We start from the raw sequence: 16,985 nt of genomic DNA on the forward strand, positions 1-16,985 counted from the left end.
CCAAAAAAAAAGCGAACTTCTAGATTCGCTTTTTTTATCACAAAGAATCAATCTTCAGGATATTCGAAACGATATCCCACCCCATAAACAGCTTGAACCCATTCATGGCGATTACCTGTTTCCGCGGCATCCGAGATTTTACGGCGCAAGTTTTTGATATGGCTATCAATCACACGATCTGCCACTTCAAAACTGTCTGGGTTGATATGATCCAATAATTGCGCACGAGAGTACACCTGACCTACGTGTTCTAAAAATAATTCAAGAAGTCGAAATTCTGTAGGTGTCAAATTCAAAGATTTATTTTGATACCAAATCCGTTGTTGACCTTTATCCATACGGAATAAATTATTTTCTTCTGGTTCTGCTTTACGATCTAAACGTCGCAACACTGCTTGAACACGAGCAACTAACTCTTTAGGGCTAAATGGTTTACACACATAATCATCCGCCCCCATATTCAAACCAAGTACACGATCAATCTCTTCCGTACGTGCTGTCACCATGATAATAGGCAAATCAGACTGCTCACGGACTTTACGGGTGATCGTGAGACCATCCATACGAGGTACCATCAAATCTAAAACCATTAGACTTGGTTTACGTTGTAAAAAGCTATCATAAGCCTCTTGACCATCGTGAAACATACTGACTTCAAAGCCAGCTGCTTCAAGATAATCTCGCACCAATTGAGCAAGTTCTACTTCATCTTCAACCAGCATCACATGTTTCATATGTCACCCTTCTTCAATTTAAAACGATTTCTTTGGAAATGTAAGGATGCAGCGCAATCCACCCAATGGTGAGTGGTCAAACTTCAAGGAGCCCTTCATGCCTTGTGCAATTTTGCACGATAATGCTAGTCCTAATCCAGTTCCGCCAGTACTACGTGTTCTAGAATCATCCGCTCGATAGAAACGCTCACCTAAATGAGCCAATTGCTCATCAGTAAGACCTAATGGGCTATCGTCAACAATCACCGACCAAGTCTTATCGTTTTCGATCGTATGCACATGAATTCTTCCACCGGCTTCCGTATAGCGAATAGTATTACCGAGTAAGTTGACCATAATTTGTTTAAAACGATCTACATCTAATTGTAATTTCGTTCCATGCCCCTCTGCGCTAATCGTGAGATCGGCTTGTTCAAATTTAGGTTTGAAATTTTCAATCTCATTTAACACGACACTCCAAGGGTCAATTTCATTGAAATCAAAATTGAGTTGTTGTGCTTCAGCCTGTGCTAACGCAGCCAAATCTTGTGTTAATTTTTTCAGACTCGAAACTTGTGCCAACATTGAAGCAAAATGTTCAGGCGTTGGTTTACGTATTCCATCTTGCATTGCTTCAATTTGTGCTTGCAAAACAGCCAGCGGCGTTTTTAACTCATGCGAAGTGTCTGCAACCCACTGCTTTCTAGAGTTTTCATGCTGATCTAGAATCACAGCTAACTGATTAATTTCAGTCGAAAGATCGCCAAGCTCATCGTTACGATTTACTTTCACCTGATGCTGAAAATTTCCTTTGGTTAATTCTCGTGTTGCATTTAATAAGCGTTGAATTGGCTTTCTAAAATAAGTTGCTAATAATAAGGCAGCAACCAAACTCGAAATAAATGTCAGAATATATATTAAAAATAAATAACGCTTTTGATTGCTAAAGAAATTAATACTTAAAGCATCATCTTGATCTAAAACAGGTCTTAGCCCGAGATACCCCACAATATTGCCATCAACTGTGATCGGTCGATACGACACCATATTCTCTGATGGTTCACCCAAGATAAACTGTTGTTTTGCATCATATAAGGAAAGTCTAGAACTTAAACCCAAGTGATCAGACATAGATATAAATAGTTTCTTGCCCTGCTGGTATTCAGAAGTTCTCAAACTAGAAAGCTTATTTTCATGTGATTTATCAGAACTGTTCGTGGTTCTTGTCTGATTCTGATTTGAACTTAATGGGAAACGCAATCCTTCAAATGGCTGAAATGCAGAAGGTAAATTTTCTTCTAAGACTTTCAGCTCTTCAGGACTAATAGTTTGCGTTCTTTGTGACTCAATTTCGCTAATTAATGTATGTTCTTTGAAATAACGCTGTTGCAATGCAATATCATATTGGCGACGTAACCACCAACGTGATAGTCGATCATAATCATCGGGTGCAGCTTCACCTTCAATTTGTAAAATCTGAGCTTGAACGGCATTGCCCCAATCTTGATAAACAGAGAATACGCCCGCTAAATTATCGATCAGATGATCAAGCTTTTGCATTTCTACATCAGCTACATATTTGGTGAAGTTTTTTTGCATCGTCCAATGCAGCACACTTAAGCTAACCGTCGTAATGAGCAATGTCGTTAACAGTACTGTAAAAAATAAGCGTAGTGCGATTGGTACGCGACGTATATTCAAATTGAACTCACATTATTTCTTCGTTTTTCAGTATTGTATCTAACACTGATTCAAAAAACTCTCCATTGTTTCTTCATCTTTATTATTTAATCTTTACCTATACCGAATCCAAACAACTTTGGGGATAAACATAATGAAAGCGATGAACAAAATTGTATTGGTGACCACTGGCTTAATCAGTATGGGCGCACTTACAGCATGTCAAACAACAACTCAAGCACCTCAAGAAGTTAAAAAGGGTCACTATGATAAAAAACATCATCATAAAGAACGTTTAACACCTGAACAACGCGAGCTATTCAAACAAGCGCGTGCTGACCGTAAAGCGATGATGCAGCAAATTCGTCAAGCATGCGATGGCAAAGCTGTAGGTCAAACTGTTCAAATCAAAACTAATAAACAAAATATTGATGGTACTTGTCATATCCGTTTCATAGCGGATCGTGCTGATATGAAAAAAATGCATGAGCAAGCACGTGCCCAATTTAAAGCTGAAAAGCCAACTTCGGCCCAAACTAACCGTTCACAAAAAGGTGAACCGCTCACAGATGCCAAACGTGCTGAGCTTGTTCAAAAATTTGATCAACGTTTGATGCAACAGCAAGTTAGTCAAAATGCAAAACTTCAAGCATGCAATGGACAAACTGACGGTAAAAAAGTTCAAATCAAAGTGGGTGAACAGAATATCAACGGTGTATGTAAAGTTTATTTCAAACCAAATCAACCACTCGTTAAACCAGACTTAAAAAAATCCGCATAATCCAATTCAACTCACTACTAAGTGATTGAATATTAAAAAGGCGCATGTTGCGCCTTTTTTTATGTCATAACTTATTACGTTTTTGACTATTCTGTTCACATATAATTCACGAAAAAACTTTATACTCTAAACACTTAGCCAAAATTAATATTTTTTCTTTGACTTTACAGTCACACAGAATATGGCTATAAAACTTGTACCAAGCAATAACTTATTGCACGATGTAATAGAACAAAATAGGTGTCGTAGATGACACGACATTTTTTATTAGGATTATAAATCTGGTTTAACCAGTATTGAGGAACCCGATATGCCACAATACAAAGCGCCCTTACGTGATATGCAATTCGTTTTGCATGAATTATTAAATGCTGAAGAACACTTTTCAAAACTCCCTGCATTCCAAGAAAACGTAAGCCGTGAGTTGGTTGATCAATATTTAGAAGCTGCTGCAGATTTCTGTGAAAATGAATTATCTCCACTCAACCAAGTAGGCGACCGTGAAGGTTGTACTTGGAATGATGGTGTAGTCACTACTCCAACAGGCTTCAAAGAAGCATATAAAAAATACGTAGAATTAGGATTCCCATCTTTAGCTGCTGAAGAACAATATGGTGGTCAAGGCTTACCAAACTCTTTAGGCATTATCATTTCTGAAATGATCGGCTCTTCGAACTGGGCATGGGGTATGTACCCAGGTCTATCTCATGGTGCAGTTCGTACAATTGAACACCATGGTACGGAAGAGCAAAAAAATACTTACTTACCAAAACTGATTTCAGGTGAGTGGACAGGTACCATGTGTTTAACAGAATCTCATGCGGGTTCTGACCTTGGTATTATCCGCACAAAAGCTGAACCTAATGCAGATGGTAGTTTTGCAATTTCAGGTGAGAAAATCTTTATTTCCGCTGGTGAGCATGACATGGCGGACAACATTGTTCACATCGTTCTTGCGCGTTTACCAGGTGCTCCGAAAGGAACTAAAGGGATCTCATTATTCATCGTACCTAAGTTTAACTTAACTGCTGATGGTGAAGTTGGCGAGCGCAACGCTGTTCGTTGTGGTTCGATTGAACATAAAATGGGTATCCATGGTAACGCCACATGTGTGATCAATTTTGATCGCGCAACAGGTTACTTGATTGGCCCTGAAAACCGTGGTCTGAATGCAATGTTCACCTTCATGAACACTGCACGTATTGGTACAGCTGTACAAGGTTTGTCTGCTGCTGAATCATCTTTCCAAGGTGCTTTGGCATATGCGAAAGATCGTTTAGCAATGCGTTCACTTTCTGGTCCTAAAGCGCCTGAAAAAGAAGCAGATCCTATTATTGTGCATCCAGCAGTTCGTAACTTAATCTTAACGCAAAAAGCATTTGCTGAAGGTGGTCGAGCTCTAGTGTATTACCTCGCTCACTATGCTGATATCGTTGAGAAAGGCGCGACTGAAGAAGAACGTAAATTTGCAGATAATATTCTGTCATTATTAACGCCAATTGCTAAAGCATTTTTAACTGAAGTTGGTTATGAAGCTGCAAACAAAGGCGTACAAGTATTTGGTGGTCACGGCTTCATTTCAGAGCATGGTATGGAGCAAATTGTTCGTGATACACGTATTGCTTGCTTATATGAAGGTACCACTGAAATTCAGGCACTTGATTTGTTAGGTCGTAAAGTACTGCAAACTCAAGGTGCGATGTTGAAAGATTTCACCAAAATCATTCATAAATTTGCTGAAGCAAACAAAGATAATGCAGACTTGAAAGAGTTTGTTGAACCTTTGGCTGCGCTCAATAAAGAATGGGGTGATTTAACTATGCAGATCGGTATGCGCGCGATGCAAAACCCTGATGAAGTCGGTGCTGCTGCAGTAGATTACCTATACTTCTCTGGTTATGTAACGCTAGCATTCTTATGGGCTCGCATGGCTCAAGTTGCTCAACAACAACTTGCAGCAGGTTCAACTGAAGTTGACTTCTACAATGCGAAAATCACGACAGCTCGCTTCTACTTCAAGAAGATCCTTCCACGCGTTCGCTCACATGTTGACGTAATTGCAGGTGGATTAGAACCATTAATGACTTTAGATGCTGAACATTTTGCATTCTAATGATCCACATTAAATATGTGTAAAAGAAAAAGGACAGTCATAGATTTGGCCGTCCTTTTTCTTTATAAATAAATTCGAGATATTAACCTTTAGTCGTCTAACAAGTCCTAATATGCTTCGATAGACTGCTAAGAACTAAAGATATTTAAACAAAAAAAAGGTGACCGAAAATGCCAATCTATAATGCGCCTCTTACAGATATGAAGTTCATTTTGAATGATGTATTTCAAGCTGAACAATTTTGGCAATCAAATGAGAATTTAGCTCATGTTGATGCTGCGACAGCTGAAGCTATTTTAGAAGAGATGGCTAAATTCGCTCAAAACGTAACCCTTCCCCTAAATCGCACAGGTGATGAAGAAGGCGCAACTTATAATAATGGATCTGTTACCACACCAGCGGGCTTTAAAGAAGCGTTCCAACAGTATGCAGAAGGTGGTTGGATTGGCTTAGGTGCTGACGAAGAATGGGGCGGTCAAGGCATGCCAAAAATGCTGACTGTGCTTGCAGATGAAATGCTTTTTGCAACCAACCCATCATTTATGCTTTATCCACTTCTTTCTGTGGGTGCGGGTATGGCATTAAATAGCTATGCTTCTCAAGAACAAAAAGAAACTTATCTTCCTAAAATCTATTCAGGTGAATGGTCAGGTACGATGTGTCTCACAGAGCCTCACGCAGGTACTGATTTAGGCATTATTAAAACTAAGGCTGAACGTAATGAAGATGGTACTTACAACATCACGGGTACGAAAATTTTTATTACCGGTGGTGACCATGATTTAGCTGAAAATATTATTCACCTTGTATTAGCAAAAACGCCTGATGCTCCTGCTGGTTCACGCGGTATTTCTCTGTTCATTGTACCTAAATTCTTAGTGAATGAAGATGGTACCTTGGGTGATCGTAACCCTGTAGGCCCTGGTTCTATTGAACACAAAATGGGGATCAAAGCCTCTGCAACATGTGTGATGAACTTTGACGGTGCAAAAGGCTATTTAGTCGGTAAAGAAAACGAAGGTCTTGCTGCAATGTTCGTGATGATGAACTATGAACGTTTGTCCATGGGTATCCAAGGTTTAGGCGCTTCTGAATTTGCTTATCAAAATGCTGCTCAATATGCCACTGATCGTTTACAAGGTCGTAGTGCAACAGGTGTGAAATCTCCGAATAAACCTGCTGATAGTATTCTTGTACACGGTGATGTACGTCGTATGCTCTTAAATGCTCGTGCGAACAATGAAGCTTCACGTGCATTTGCAGTATATGTAGGTCAACAACTTGACATTACAAAGTTCTCGACGGATCCAGAAGCAGTTGCAAAAGCAAATAATCGTGTTGCTTTGCTCACACCAATCGCAAAAGCATATTTAACAGACACTGCTTTCAATGCGACACTAGATGCCCAAATGGTCTTTGGTGGTCACGGCTATATTCGTGAATGGGGTATGGAACAATGTATCCGTGATCTTCGTATCTCACAAATTTATGAAGGAACGAACGGCGTTCAATCACAAGATTTAATTGGTCGTAAAACGATTAAATGTAATGGACAATTCATCGCAGAATATATCGAAGAAATTCGTGACTTTGCAAATGCATTAGATGCGGACTTAAATTACATCAAAGATGCCACTCTTGATGCTGCAACTGAACTTGAATCGATTACACAAGTTGTTCTTGAACGTGCTGCGGAAAATCCTGATTATGCGAATGCTGCTGCGGTTGATTATTTACATGCGGTAGGCTTACTCAGCTTTACCTATATGTTTGCTAAAATTGCTAAAGCTGCGAGTGAAAAATCAGGTGAGTTCTATGAGAACAAATTATCTTTAGTGAACTACTACATCCAACGCGTTTTACCTGAATTAAATACATGTTTAGCTCGCATCAAAGCTAGCTCTGAAATCGTGATGGGATTTAGCGAAGATTACTTCATAAATCAATCATAAGTTTTATCTTAAAAAAGCCTGATTCTTCAGGCTTTTTTTACCTGAAATTTGCTTATTTTCAAAGCAACTCATAATAGTCTTCCCTGCTTAGACATAAGATGAGCATGAATTTTGCATCACTCCAATGAAACCATCAGGTTTTTTCAAAGGAGGAGATGTCATGAGTAAAAAAGATATTAGCGTAGAAAAAATCGAATCCTTATTAGATCGTTTTGGAAATCTAGCAGTTGAGAGCTTCCACTATATTGCGCTCTTTATTATTGGCTGCATGGTAATTTGGTCTGCAGGACATACCGTGATTGATATTCTTACGGTAAAACAATATGCAACGATTGATGACATTCTGTTGTTATTTATCTATTTAGAGCTAGGTGCGATGGTAGGTATTTATTTTAAGACCAATCATATGCCCGTCAGATTTCTAATCTATATCGCCATCACTGCCCTGACACGTCTGTTAATTTCAGATATTCAACATGACCATAAAGCTGATATTGATTTAGTCATTATTACAGGATCAATTTTAATCCTAGCATTCGCTATATTGGTCGTGCGTTTTGCTTCTTGGAATTTTCCATCAGTGATCCGAGATAAACACCAAGATAAACCTTTACCACTTGGAAAAACACCACGCCCTGAAGATGATGAGTTGGCTTAGATAAAGATGGCTTAGACAAATTGGATTAAGCATCTAACGATCATTTGGCATCTGGATATATCGACCATTTTGGTATATCCAATGCATTCCAACTTGTGGTGCAGGAAGACCATAACGACGCCAATCTGAAATCAGCATATACTGACTCATTTCAATAGTACCACCCTGCCCATTTACGAAACTTGACTGCTTGCTAGAATATGTCGTCGTGGTCGGTAAAGACTGTTGATAGATCACTGTAATCCCATTCTGCTGCGGATACGCTGGATAAGGAGGATATGGTCGCTGTAATTGAGGTCTATTCTGAGCAAAACGTGGTTGTTGCAATGGGACTGGCTTACTTAGACGATCTGCATTACCAGTATATATTGGAGTCTGTGTTGGTTTTACAGGTCGAACCTTAGAACCTTGGTAATTAGCCCAACTATCTGCAAAAGTATGACTCGTTATTAAAAGAATCACTGAACCCAATAGAGTCTTAACCAATAATGTATTGTTCATCTCTATTACCTCATTCCAAATTTAAGATTACTTTTATTTTCAAAATTCATTCTAAAGCTTAAATATAGATCAATCATGTAGAAATCTTGAACATTATTTAAAATTTTAAATTTAATACTTTAGACCTTTTATTTATCTGCATGAGTCTGTTTGTAAATCTGCTAGACTAACCATTTTTAACTTTGCGAGATTATCCACCGTGCCTGAAATGAGTTTTGATCGCCTGCACCAATTTTTTTGTAAAGTTCCGAGTGTCCAAGAAAACTTTATCGATTCTTATGGCACTGATGGTGAACATGCATGGTGGTTTAAATTTCAAATCAATATCGACCATGCCTTAGCTTGGCAAACGGTTCAAGAACTTGGTCATGTATTGAATTACATTTCTAAAAATGAACGCCTACCCACTCAGTTTTTACCTGTGTCTCCTCCACCCTATATGAATGGTGAGGCGAAACAATTCTTATCTTGGGTGATTCAGTGTAATCATCCTGATTTTACGCCAGATGTGGTTTGTGATTGGTTAGAAGCACGTTTACCTCAACCTGTTGAGGATGAGTCTAAGTGGAAAATTAAAACTGACATTAAAGAGCTCGATCAGATTGATGATAAGGAACTCGATAAATTAGTTCCACCGAATCCATAAATGAAAAAATCCCTCTTTAGAGGGATTTTTTTTAGAAGGTTGAGAGACCACTCCATTCCATGAATCGATAAATGGCATATTTCATTTTTGAATCTTCTGCATATTCTGAGTAATCAACACTCATTTGCTTACCCTCTAAATTCATCCAAGCAGTATCAAAATACTGTACTGCATCTTTAAAAACTTGCTGATTTGAAGAGCCAATAACACGTAAATCAGTTTCTAAATTATAATTTTTCAAATTACGAGCAGTAAAATTAGCCGACCCCAAAATCAGTTCAACCTGATCTGAACTACGCTTAATAATCATTTTTGAATGGCACTGCTCACCTTGTGTATTACACCAGCGTACGTCTATTCCAGCTTTATAGAGCTCTGTCGCGACAGGACGATTTGGAATACCATTTTTAGTACGTCCAAATGCATCTTTGTTCGGGTCTAGTAATACACGAACTTCAACACCGCGTTGGTGAGCTTCAATTAAGGCTTCAATAATTTTTCGCTCTGATAAATAGAACATTGCCAAATCTATTTTTGCATCAGCACCTTGAGCAGATTCAATCAGTTTCAGCAGTTCATCATATATTGCCTTTTCTGTCAGTACTTGAACTTGCGGCAACTGTTTATCTTCTGGTACATCTCCCACAATAACCATTGGAATATTTGCTTTAGAAAATAAAGCCACTGATTGTTCAGTTTTTAAAATATCGACAGCTGTATGCCCTTCGACCACAAGTGCTACATTAGAATGGCTTGAGCTTCCATCATGCGGGTTCATTGAAGTCACTAGTGTTTTCCATCCCTCGGATGTATCCACTATGATGGTTTTACGATGGTTCGCTTTAAAATTAAAAAGATTTAAATAACTTCGAATGGTAATTTTTTCTTCCCCGAAAGGATTACTTAACCAACCTTTCTCAGCATTATTTCCTAAACTCTGACAACAAAAATACCAAATGCCCGACCACAGTGGATTCGATGCGCGTAATGGTGATAAATCTGTTTCTATGACATCAATTCCTGCTTGTCTGAGTTGTCGATAGTGCTCTGGGATTATTCCACCATAAACTGAATTTATAGGATCAGTGATTAATTTAATTTCAATATTCGGTGTTAGACGCTTTTTTTGAATGAGTGCTTGGGTCAGTTCTTGTGTTAAGGCGCGATGTTGATTTTGAGACTGACCAGTTTCAGGATTGAACAGAAACATATCTAACACAATTGTGGTTTGCGCTTGCTCAATAAGATTGAGAATTTCATCAAAAATCTGATGCTGCTGTCGCTGACCCGCCGTATCTATATAAGTTTGGTCTGCTAGGAATTTCACATTTGCATGCCGTAATTTACCGGAATAATTAAGCCCTTCTGGTAATGGTTTATAAATATGATAAAGCGCTGAGGCTAAATAGCCGATGGTCAGCATACCTAGAATCAGACCAACATAACGTCGGTTTGACCAATTTAATTTTTGGTGAATTCGTTTAAATAGACGCATAACAAAAAACCTAGTCCGATACTTTCAGACTAGGTTTTAATTTACGTTTTTTCAAGCATTAAACTGTTTTTAACACGTTGAATTAAATTAGAACCCGTATTCAACGCCGACGGTAAAATTACGTCCAATTTGTGGAATATTCGACAAAAATGAATTGTGCGAATAAACCTGATCATCCAATAAGTTGTGTGCTTTTAAATAAACGCGATAATCGTTGCGATTGTTTAACTGCCTAGCATAAGACACACCAACATTGACCATGTTATAACCTTGGGTTTCTTTTTCAAAGTCAGCAAATTTATCTTGCGTGAATACATGATAATACTCAGCTAAACCAGACCAACCATCAGCAAAATTGGTTTCCACCTTTGTACCAAGTCGTCCAGCAGGAACACGTGGAGCATTTTCCCCCTCTATCTTGCCTCTTACATAATCACCAAACACACTCACCTTGTAAGTATCATTAATTTGATAGCCTAGCTGAGCCTCAGTTCCATAAAAACGTGCCTTATCCTGCGTATATTTAAGTCCACGTAAATTGCCTTGTTGAGCTACAGTTGCACCATAAATATAGTCATCAAACCAATTGTGATAAACATGAACATGATAATCGAGCTGATCACCTTCATAATGGAGACCTAACTCTAGATTATTTGATGTTTCCTTATCAATATCTGGATTACCTAGCTCATATGTGTTTGTTGCAAAATGAAGACCATCTGCATATAACTCTTGAGCTAGCGGTAAACGTTGTTGATGAGACCCCACTAGAGACAACTTATAATTTGGCGCGAACTCCCAATTAGCTGCAGCTGATCCTGAAACAGCAGTCCCTGAGTAGTTCTTTTGATTGGAATCGACATCAATTTTTTGATGGTCTACACGAGCGCCCAATTCGACATGCACAGGACCAACCTGTTTATGTTCTAGTGCAAATAAACTGTACTTATTGGTTTTTGTATCCGCCATCAGCACATCATGACTATGACCATGATGTTCATGATCGTGATCACTATGATCATGGTCACCATGATCAACTTCATCATGGTCATGTCCCTCAGGCGCATTAAGTTTTATTTTTTGCTGAGATGCTTGTACACCTACAACACCCTCCCAACCTAACAACGGTATATGAACCAACTCTAAACGACCATCATAACCCTTACTTTTAAAGTTACTAATAACTTCATTTTCTTCTAGTTCATCATGCTCGTAATCTGTAAAACTTAAATGAGCTCGCAGCTTTTCAAATCCTTTTAATGGATCATTTAATTCAGTTCGCAAATCATAGCGTTCAGATTTTAAGTCAACCCATGGACCTGCAGCATTTTCGTGTTCATGGTCGTGCGCTGAATTAGGTGGTGGACAATGGAAATGATCTCCATGCAATTCACATCCATGATATTCATGACTATGACCTGGTAATCCATATTTATCTTGTCGATTACTATATGACAGCCCCACAAAACCTCGATCATGGATCCATGAGCCGCCGACATTAACTGTTTGACCTTCTGAGAAAGTATTTTCTACACGTTTAGCACTTTCACGATGAGGCTCTGTCTCACCCTCATGATGATGTTCAGTGAAGTAACCTTTGAAAGGGATATAATCATTGGCTTTATGCTTCGTGCCTTCAACACGAAGTGCAAAATTTTCACCTATAGCTGCTGTTACACCTGCACTCGAAAGTTTTTCATCACTCCCAGAGTTGTAGCGGACGCCCACTTGCCCCTCTAGACCATTAGCTGGCATTTGTGTCGGTATTTTTTGATCAGTCACGTTGACTAAACCACCCACAGTTCCAGCTGCGTACAGTAATGTTGAAGGTCCTCGGATAACTTCCACTTGCTTCGCCAAAATAGGATCAACCGTTACGGCATGGTCAGGAGAAAGTGTTGATACATCAGCAGTTTCAGAAGCATGCTGTAAAACTTTTACACGCGGTCCATCTTGGCCACGAATCACAGGACGACTTGCACCTGTTCCATACTGATTAGAATAAACACCCAACTCATCGGCTAACGCATCACCTATGGTTGTTGGTCTTTCAGATAATTTTTTTTGATCAATCACATGATCTGCTACAGCGAAGTCAGCAGCTGTTTGAACCAAGGGATGTGCGGTAGAAGAAATTGTATCTAATTGAACATTTTTTTGTTTTTGATCAGCATGTGCTGCGGATGCTATCACTGCTAAGACGGAGGCAGTGATGATATTTTTATGAAAGTTCATACGACAAGCTCAAAATTCGAGAATTTACAATTATTGTTATAATATAACATTTCAACCAAACTTCAATCATATTTCATTCATTTCCTCCAAATTAATCTACTTCATATAATTAAACCAATGGGTTACATATCAATGTTAATCTATAAAATTCGGATAGCATTTTTTTGATATATTTCAGCAATGCCCTTTACAATTTCACATGCTGTACTCGCACCAATTTTGCATAAAGCATCGAAAGGAACACTTCCTATTTCTGCTCTAGCAATTGGTTGCATGGTCCCTGACTTATTTCGTCTTTTTACAGACGAACATATCCTAATCTCACATCAATGGAGCGCATTGCTATATCCCAATTTATTGGTGGGAATGGCATTCTGTCTATTGTGGTATGCACTATTAAGACCTACTTTTTTTAGATGGATTGGTATTTACAACCCCTTAAAACTCTCGAACTTTAGATCTGTCTTTCAGTTCTTGGTGCTGATCAATATTTCATTAATCTTGGGTATCAGCAGTCATATCCTTTGGGATGGTTTAACTCATGTTGATTACAGAACCTTTGCTTTTCATGACCTATTAGCTAAGCAAATCAATCTTTTCGGGCAACACTATCCCCTCCATCGAATTTTACAGGTCGGTACCTCTATTATCGTTTTGCCCTTTATTTTATGGTTTGCAAAACAGTATTTTTGTACTTACCGTCAACCATTCAGAGTAACTCGTTCTATCACTATTTTTGCTGTGGTATCCGTGCTAATTTCAATATTAGGTGGATTATTTGGATTTATTCATTTCCACTCTAATTACAATATAGCCATTTTAAATGACCTATATGGTTACATTGGCTTCTCAATTAATTATTTCTTTAGAGGCTTTCTATTGACGTTTGCGATTTGTGCGCTTGTTTTTCAAATCCTAGATCAATTGGAATTATTCGAAGGATCGTCTTAATTTTAAATTTGCATTAAATAATAGGGCTTTCATAATCTTCTCCTTGTGACTGTAGTCTCAAAGAGGCATAATTCACCCTTTGTATAAAGGCGTTACGCTGTTTACGTATACGCTTTCATTAACCCATATAGTTGGATTTTTAACGCTATGATGCGAACTCATTACTGCGGTTCATTAACCGAAGCTCAAATTGATCAAACCGTTACACTTTGCGGATGGGTACACCGTCGCCGTGACCACGGTGGTGTAATTTTCCTTGATATGCGTGACCGTGATGGTCTAGTTCAAGTGGTTATTGATCCTGATACACCAGAAGCTTTCGAAACAGCTGATAAAGCTCGTTCTGAATTTGTATTAAAAATAACTGGTCGCGTTCGCCGTCGTTATGCTGGTACTGAAAATGCCAACATGGTGAGTGGTCAAATCGAAGTATTAGGTAAAGAAATTGAAGTTCTAGCAGCGTCTGAAACTCCACCATTCCCATTAAATGATGATAATACTAATATTTCAGAAGAAATTCGTTTGAAATATCGTTTCTTGGACATTCGTCGTCCAGAAATGTTAGAGCGTTTACGTTTCCGTTCTAAATTAACAAACCTTATTCGTAACTATTTCGAAGAAAACGGATTCTTAGACGTTGAAACACCTATTTTGACACGTGCGACTCCTGAGGGTGCGCGTGACTATTTAGTACCAAGCCGTGTATCAAATGGTAGTTTCTACGCTCTTCCGCAATCACCACAGTTATTTAAACAATTGTTAATGGTGGGTGGTATTGATCGTTATTACCAAATTGCTAAATGTTTCCGTGACGAAGACTTACGTGCTGACCGTCAGCCTGAATTCACACAAATCGACGTTGAAACATCGTTCATGAGTGACGATGACATCATGGATTTAATGGAACGTTTAACAGTTAAGATGTTTAAAGAACTTCTTAATGTTCAATTTGATAAGTTCCCACGTATGACCTATGCAGATGCCATGCGCGACTATGCGTCTGACAAGCCTGACTTACGTATTCCACTTAAACTCGTTGACGTTGCAGATTTAATGCAAGATGTAGAGTTCAAAGTATTCGCAGGTCCTGCTAAAGATCCTAAAGGTCGTATTGTTGCGTTACGTGTTCCGGGTGCAGGTTCACTTCCACGTTCTGCAATTGATGAATACACTAAATTCGTCGGCATCTACGGTGCAAAAGGTTTAGCTTATATTAAAGTCAATGAGCTGGAAAAAGGCATTGAAGGCTTACAATCTCCTATCGTGAAATTCATCGAGCCAATCGTGCTTGATCTATTAAAACGTGTGGGTGCTGAAAATGGCGATATCGTATTCTTCGGTGCAGATAAAGCGAAAGTTGTAAACGATGCAATGGGTGCTTTACGTATCAAAATCGGTCATGACATGAAGATGGCAACTTGCGAGTGGGCACCACTTTGGGTTGTTGATTTCCCAATGTTTGAAGAAACTGATGATGGCAAATGGACCTCTGTTCACCACCCATTCACATTACCAAAATCTAGCGTTGAAGAAGTGAAGAATAACCCAGGTGCTGCATTGTCTGTTGCTTACGATATGGTACTTAACGGTACTGAAATCGGTGGTGGTTCGCTTCGTATTCATAACCTAGAAATGCAAAAAGCAATTTTTGAAGCATTAGGTATTGGTGAAGAAGAGGCAGAAGAGAAATTCAGCTTCTTATTGAACGCTTTACGTTATGGTGCACCTCCACACGGTGGTTTAGCATTCGGTTTAGACCGTCTTGTGATGTTAATGACTGGCGGTTCTTCTATTCGTGATGTGATTGCATTCCCGAAAACGAAAACTGCGGAATGTCCTTTAACACAAGCTCCTGCACCAGTTGAATCAACTCAACTTCGTGATCTTGGTATTCGCTTACGTGAAAAACCAAAAGCTGAATCACAAGAATAACGTTTTGTTGATCTAAATAAAAACCCTGCAACTGCAGGGTTTTTATTTCATTGAGATAAACGCTCAAAAATGGCATAATCTCAGAAAATATTTAAGAGTTCATTCATATGGCTATGCGTCCTGATGTTCGTCGTCATACAATCATTATTATTGTATTTTGCATCGTGCAATGGGCATTTATGCGTTATATCTTGAATGAACAATTATTTAACCTCACCACTTATCAGCGTATCGTGTTCTTTAGTACGAGTAGTTTTATTGCAGCTTTTGGTTCAATCGCCGCACTTATTTATATGGTGATTAAAGGAAATGCGGATAAATAAGCATTGAGCTTACTTCCCTCTTCATTCTTCTCTTACTTAAATTAAGTCAGTATTCATCTGACAAGATTCACCTATTATCAATAAATTATTAATTTTTAAATATAAATTAAATACTTAAGGGTTTAAAATTTTTAATAAAAACTTATGTCGATCATATTGGTGCACTATAGGAATCACAGATTGATCTTTATTGACTATTTTGCCATCTAACAAAGATATCTCTTCTTGCGAAAATAACCCTAAAGTTATTATATTGGAATCATTGGGTTGGCAGAATTGAATATTGGGTATACGACCATCGAATATCAACTTATTATGCATGGCTTGATCATAAATTCGATTCGACATGATTTTATATGGAATATTACAAAACTCACTTATCATTAACTGAATATAAGCCAGCATTGACTCTCGATCACCATAGCTTACTCCTGAACATGAAATCTGCTGCATTCCCATTTGCTCTAAGACTTCTACACCGTATGCATCTTTAATCCAGTCAGCGTTATAAGCCTCATCCTTTAATTTAACCTTTTGTTTTTCCATCCCGACATACAATCCATGTACGATGCCATCAAGTGGTGGAGCTTGGAAAATTACATCCCGAATATCAGATAAAAGAATTTTTTGAGCATTTGGACGAAGTCGAATCGCTTTTTGATACTCAAAGAAACGACCTACATGAGGATAACTCGCATAGTTCAAAGCGATTTCTTTCCAACCTTGCATTGGAATTTTAGCTACAAATTGAAAAAACAGAGTGGCGCAACGTCGTGCCAGCTTATGTTTGAGTAATCCAACATAATCATTACGATAGTGTAGCTTACCCATAGAACTAAATTGGTAATTAATAGTGTAGTGTTGAATATGCTTTAAGTGTTTTCTATATTCTTCTAATTGTTTACGATAAATGATGGCTTTGTTGCATAAAGGTTTGAAAGGCTGAGTTCCCTTAAGCTACTCAAATTTAAGAGACAACTTGGGTATGAGGGCGACCTAATTCTG

Annotated in this window: 14 protein-coding genes; 8 read left to right on the forward strand and 6 right to left on the reverse strand. The window is 38.4% G+C overall.

What is annotated here, in order from left to right; all coding sequences use genetic code 11:
- Positions 1-47: 47 nt before the first annotated feature.
- Complete coding sequence (locus tag AC1M9D_RS10185; protein ID WP_092767563.1) at positions 48-734, reverse strand: response regulator; 687 nt, start codon at positions 732-734, stop codon at positions 48-50.
- A gap of 18 nt (positions 735-752) precedes the next feature.
- Complete coding sequence (gene baeS, locus AC1M9D_RS10190) at positions 753-2,414, reverse strand: sensor histidine kinase efflux regulator BaeS (protein WP_035265564.1); 1,662 nt, start codon at positions 2,412-2,414, stop codon at positions 753-755.
- A 133-nt stretch (positions 2,415-2,547) separates the two neighbouring features.
- On the opposite strand from baeS, the gene AC1M9D_RS10195 reads away from it, so the two are divergent.
- From AC1M9D_RS10195 to AC1M9D_RS10210, 4 genes are all read left to right on the forward strand, one after another.
- Positions 2,548-3,174: a hypothetical protein gene (locus AC1M9D_RS10195; protein ID WP_481612103.1), complete on the forward strand. Its 627-nt coding sequence runs from the start codon at positions 2,548-2,550 to the stop codon at positions 3,172-3,174.
- A 310-nt stretch (positions 3,175-3,484) separates the two neighbouring features.
- Positions 3,485-5,287 carry an acyl-CoA dehydrogenase C-terminal domain-containing protein gene (locus AC1M9D_RS10200; protein ID WP_180028280.1) on the forward strand — a complete coding sequence of 601 codons (1,803 nt, stop codon included), beginning with the start codon at positions 3,485-3,487 and terminating at the stop codon, positions 5,285-5,287.
- 170 nt (positions 5,288-5,457) lie between these two features.
- On the forward strand, positions 5,458-7,239 hold the full coding sequence (locus AC1M9D_RS10205; RefSeq protein WP_481612104.1) for an acyl-CoA dehydrogenase C-terminal domain-containing protein: 1,782 nt from the start codon (positions 5,458-5,460) through the stop codon (positions 7,237-7,239).
- 160 nt (positions 7,240-7,399) lie between these two features.
- Entirely contained in the window at positions 7,400-7,897 is a 498-nt protein-coding gene (locus tag AC1M9D_RS10210; RefSeq protein ID WP_035265636.1) for a phosphate-starvation-inducible protein PsiE, read from the forward strand.
- Positions 7,898-7,930: 33 nt separating this feature from the next.
- Here the strand turns inward: AC1M9D_RS10210 and AC1M9D_RS10215 are convergent, their stop codons facing one another.
- Positions 7,931-8,398: an RcnB family protein gene (locus AC1M9D_RS10215; protein ID WP_481593538.1), complete on the reverse strand. Its 468-nt coding sequence runs from the start codon at positions 8,396-8,398 to the stop codon at positions 7,931-7,933.
- A gap of 199 nt (positions 8,399-8,597) precedes the next feature.
- Between AC1M9D_RS10215 and AC1M9D_RS10220 the strand changes: the two genes are divergently transcribed.
- Positions 8,598-9,044 carry a hypothetical protein gene (locus tag AC1M9D_RS10220; protein ID WP_035265570.1) on the forward strand — a complete coding sequence of 149 codons (447 nt, stop codon included), beginning with the start codon at positions 8,598-8,600 and terminating at the stop codon, positions 9,042-9,044.
- 31 nt (positions 9,045-9,075) lie between these two features.
- Here the strand turns inward: AC1M9D_RS10220 and AC1M9D_RS10225 are convergent, their stop codons facing one another.
- Positions 9,076-10,539 (reverse strand): phospholipase D family protein, encoded by a 1,464-nt coding sequence (locus AC1M9D_RS10225; RefSeq protein ID WP_481594989.1) that lies wholly within the window; start codon positions 10,537-10,539, stop codon positions 9,076-9,078.
- An 87-nt stretch (positions 10,540-10,626) separates the two neighbouring features.
- Positions 10,627-12,774: a zinc piracy TonB-dependent receptor ZnuD gene (znuD, locus tag AC1M9D_RS10230; protein ID WP_481612105.1), complete on the reverse strand. Its 2,148-nt coding sequence runs from the start codon at positions 12,772-12,774 to the stop codon at positions 10,627-10,629.
- A 180-nt stretch (positions 12,775-12,954) separates the two neighbouring features.
- Here znuD and AC1M9D_RS10235 point away from each other — a divergent pair, with 180 nt between their 5' ends.
- The 3 genes from AC1M9D_RS10235 to AC1M9D_RS10245 all read left to right on the forward strand — a co-directional run bounded on the left by AC1M9D_RS10235 (position 12,955) and on the right by AC1M9D_RS10245 (position 15,980).
- Positions 12,955-13,725, forward strand: coding sequence for a DUF4184 family protein (locus tag AC1M9D_RS10235; protein WP_481593535.1), 771 nt, complete (start codon positions 12,955-12,957; stop codon positions 13,723-13,725).
- A 147-nt stretch (positions 13,726-13,872) separates the two neighbouring features.
- The gene (aspS, locus tag AC1M9D_RS10240) at positions 13,873-15,657 is read left to right on the forward strand and encodes an aspartate--tRNA ligase (protein WP_481612106.1); all 1,785 of its coding nucleotides are present in this window, start codon (positions 13,873-13,875) and stop codon (positions 15,655-15,657) included.
- 107 nt (positions 15,658-15,764) lie between these two features.
- Positions 15,765-15,980 (forward strand): hypothetical protein, encoded by a 216-nt coding sequence (locus AC1M9D_RS10245; protein WP_035265580.1) that lies wholly within the window; start codon positions 15,765-15,767, stop codon positions 15,978-15,980.
- Between the two features lie 114 nt (positions 15,981-16,094).
- On the opposite strand, the gene AC1M9D_RS10250 is transcribed toward AC1M9D_RS10245, so the two are convergent.
- Positions 16,095-16,811, reverse strand: a complete 717-nt coding sequence (locus AC1M9D_RS10250) for a hypothetical protein (RefSeq protein ID WP_481612107.1) — start codon at positions 16,809-16,811, stop codon at positions 16,095-16,097.
- Between the last annotated feature and the right edge of the window lie 174 nt (positions 16,812-16,985).

Source organism: Acinetobacter sp. ANC_7682, from assembly GCF_056779795.1.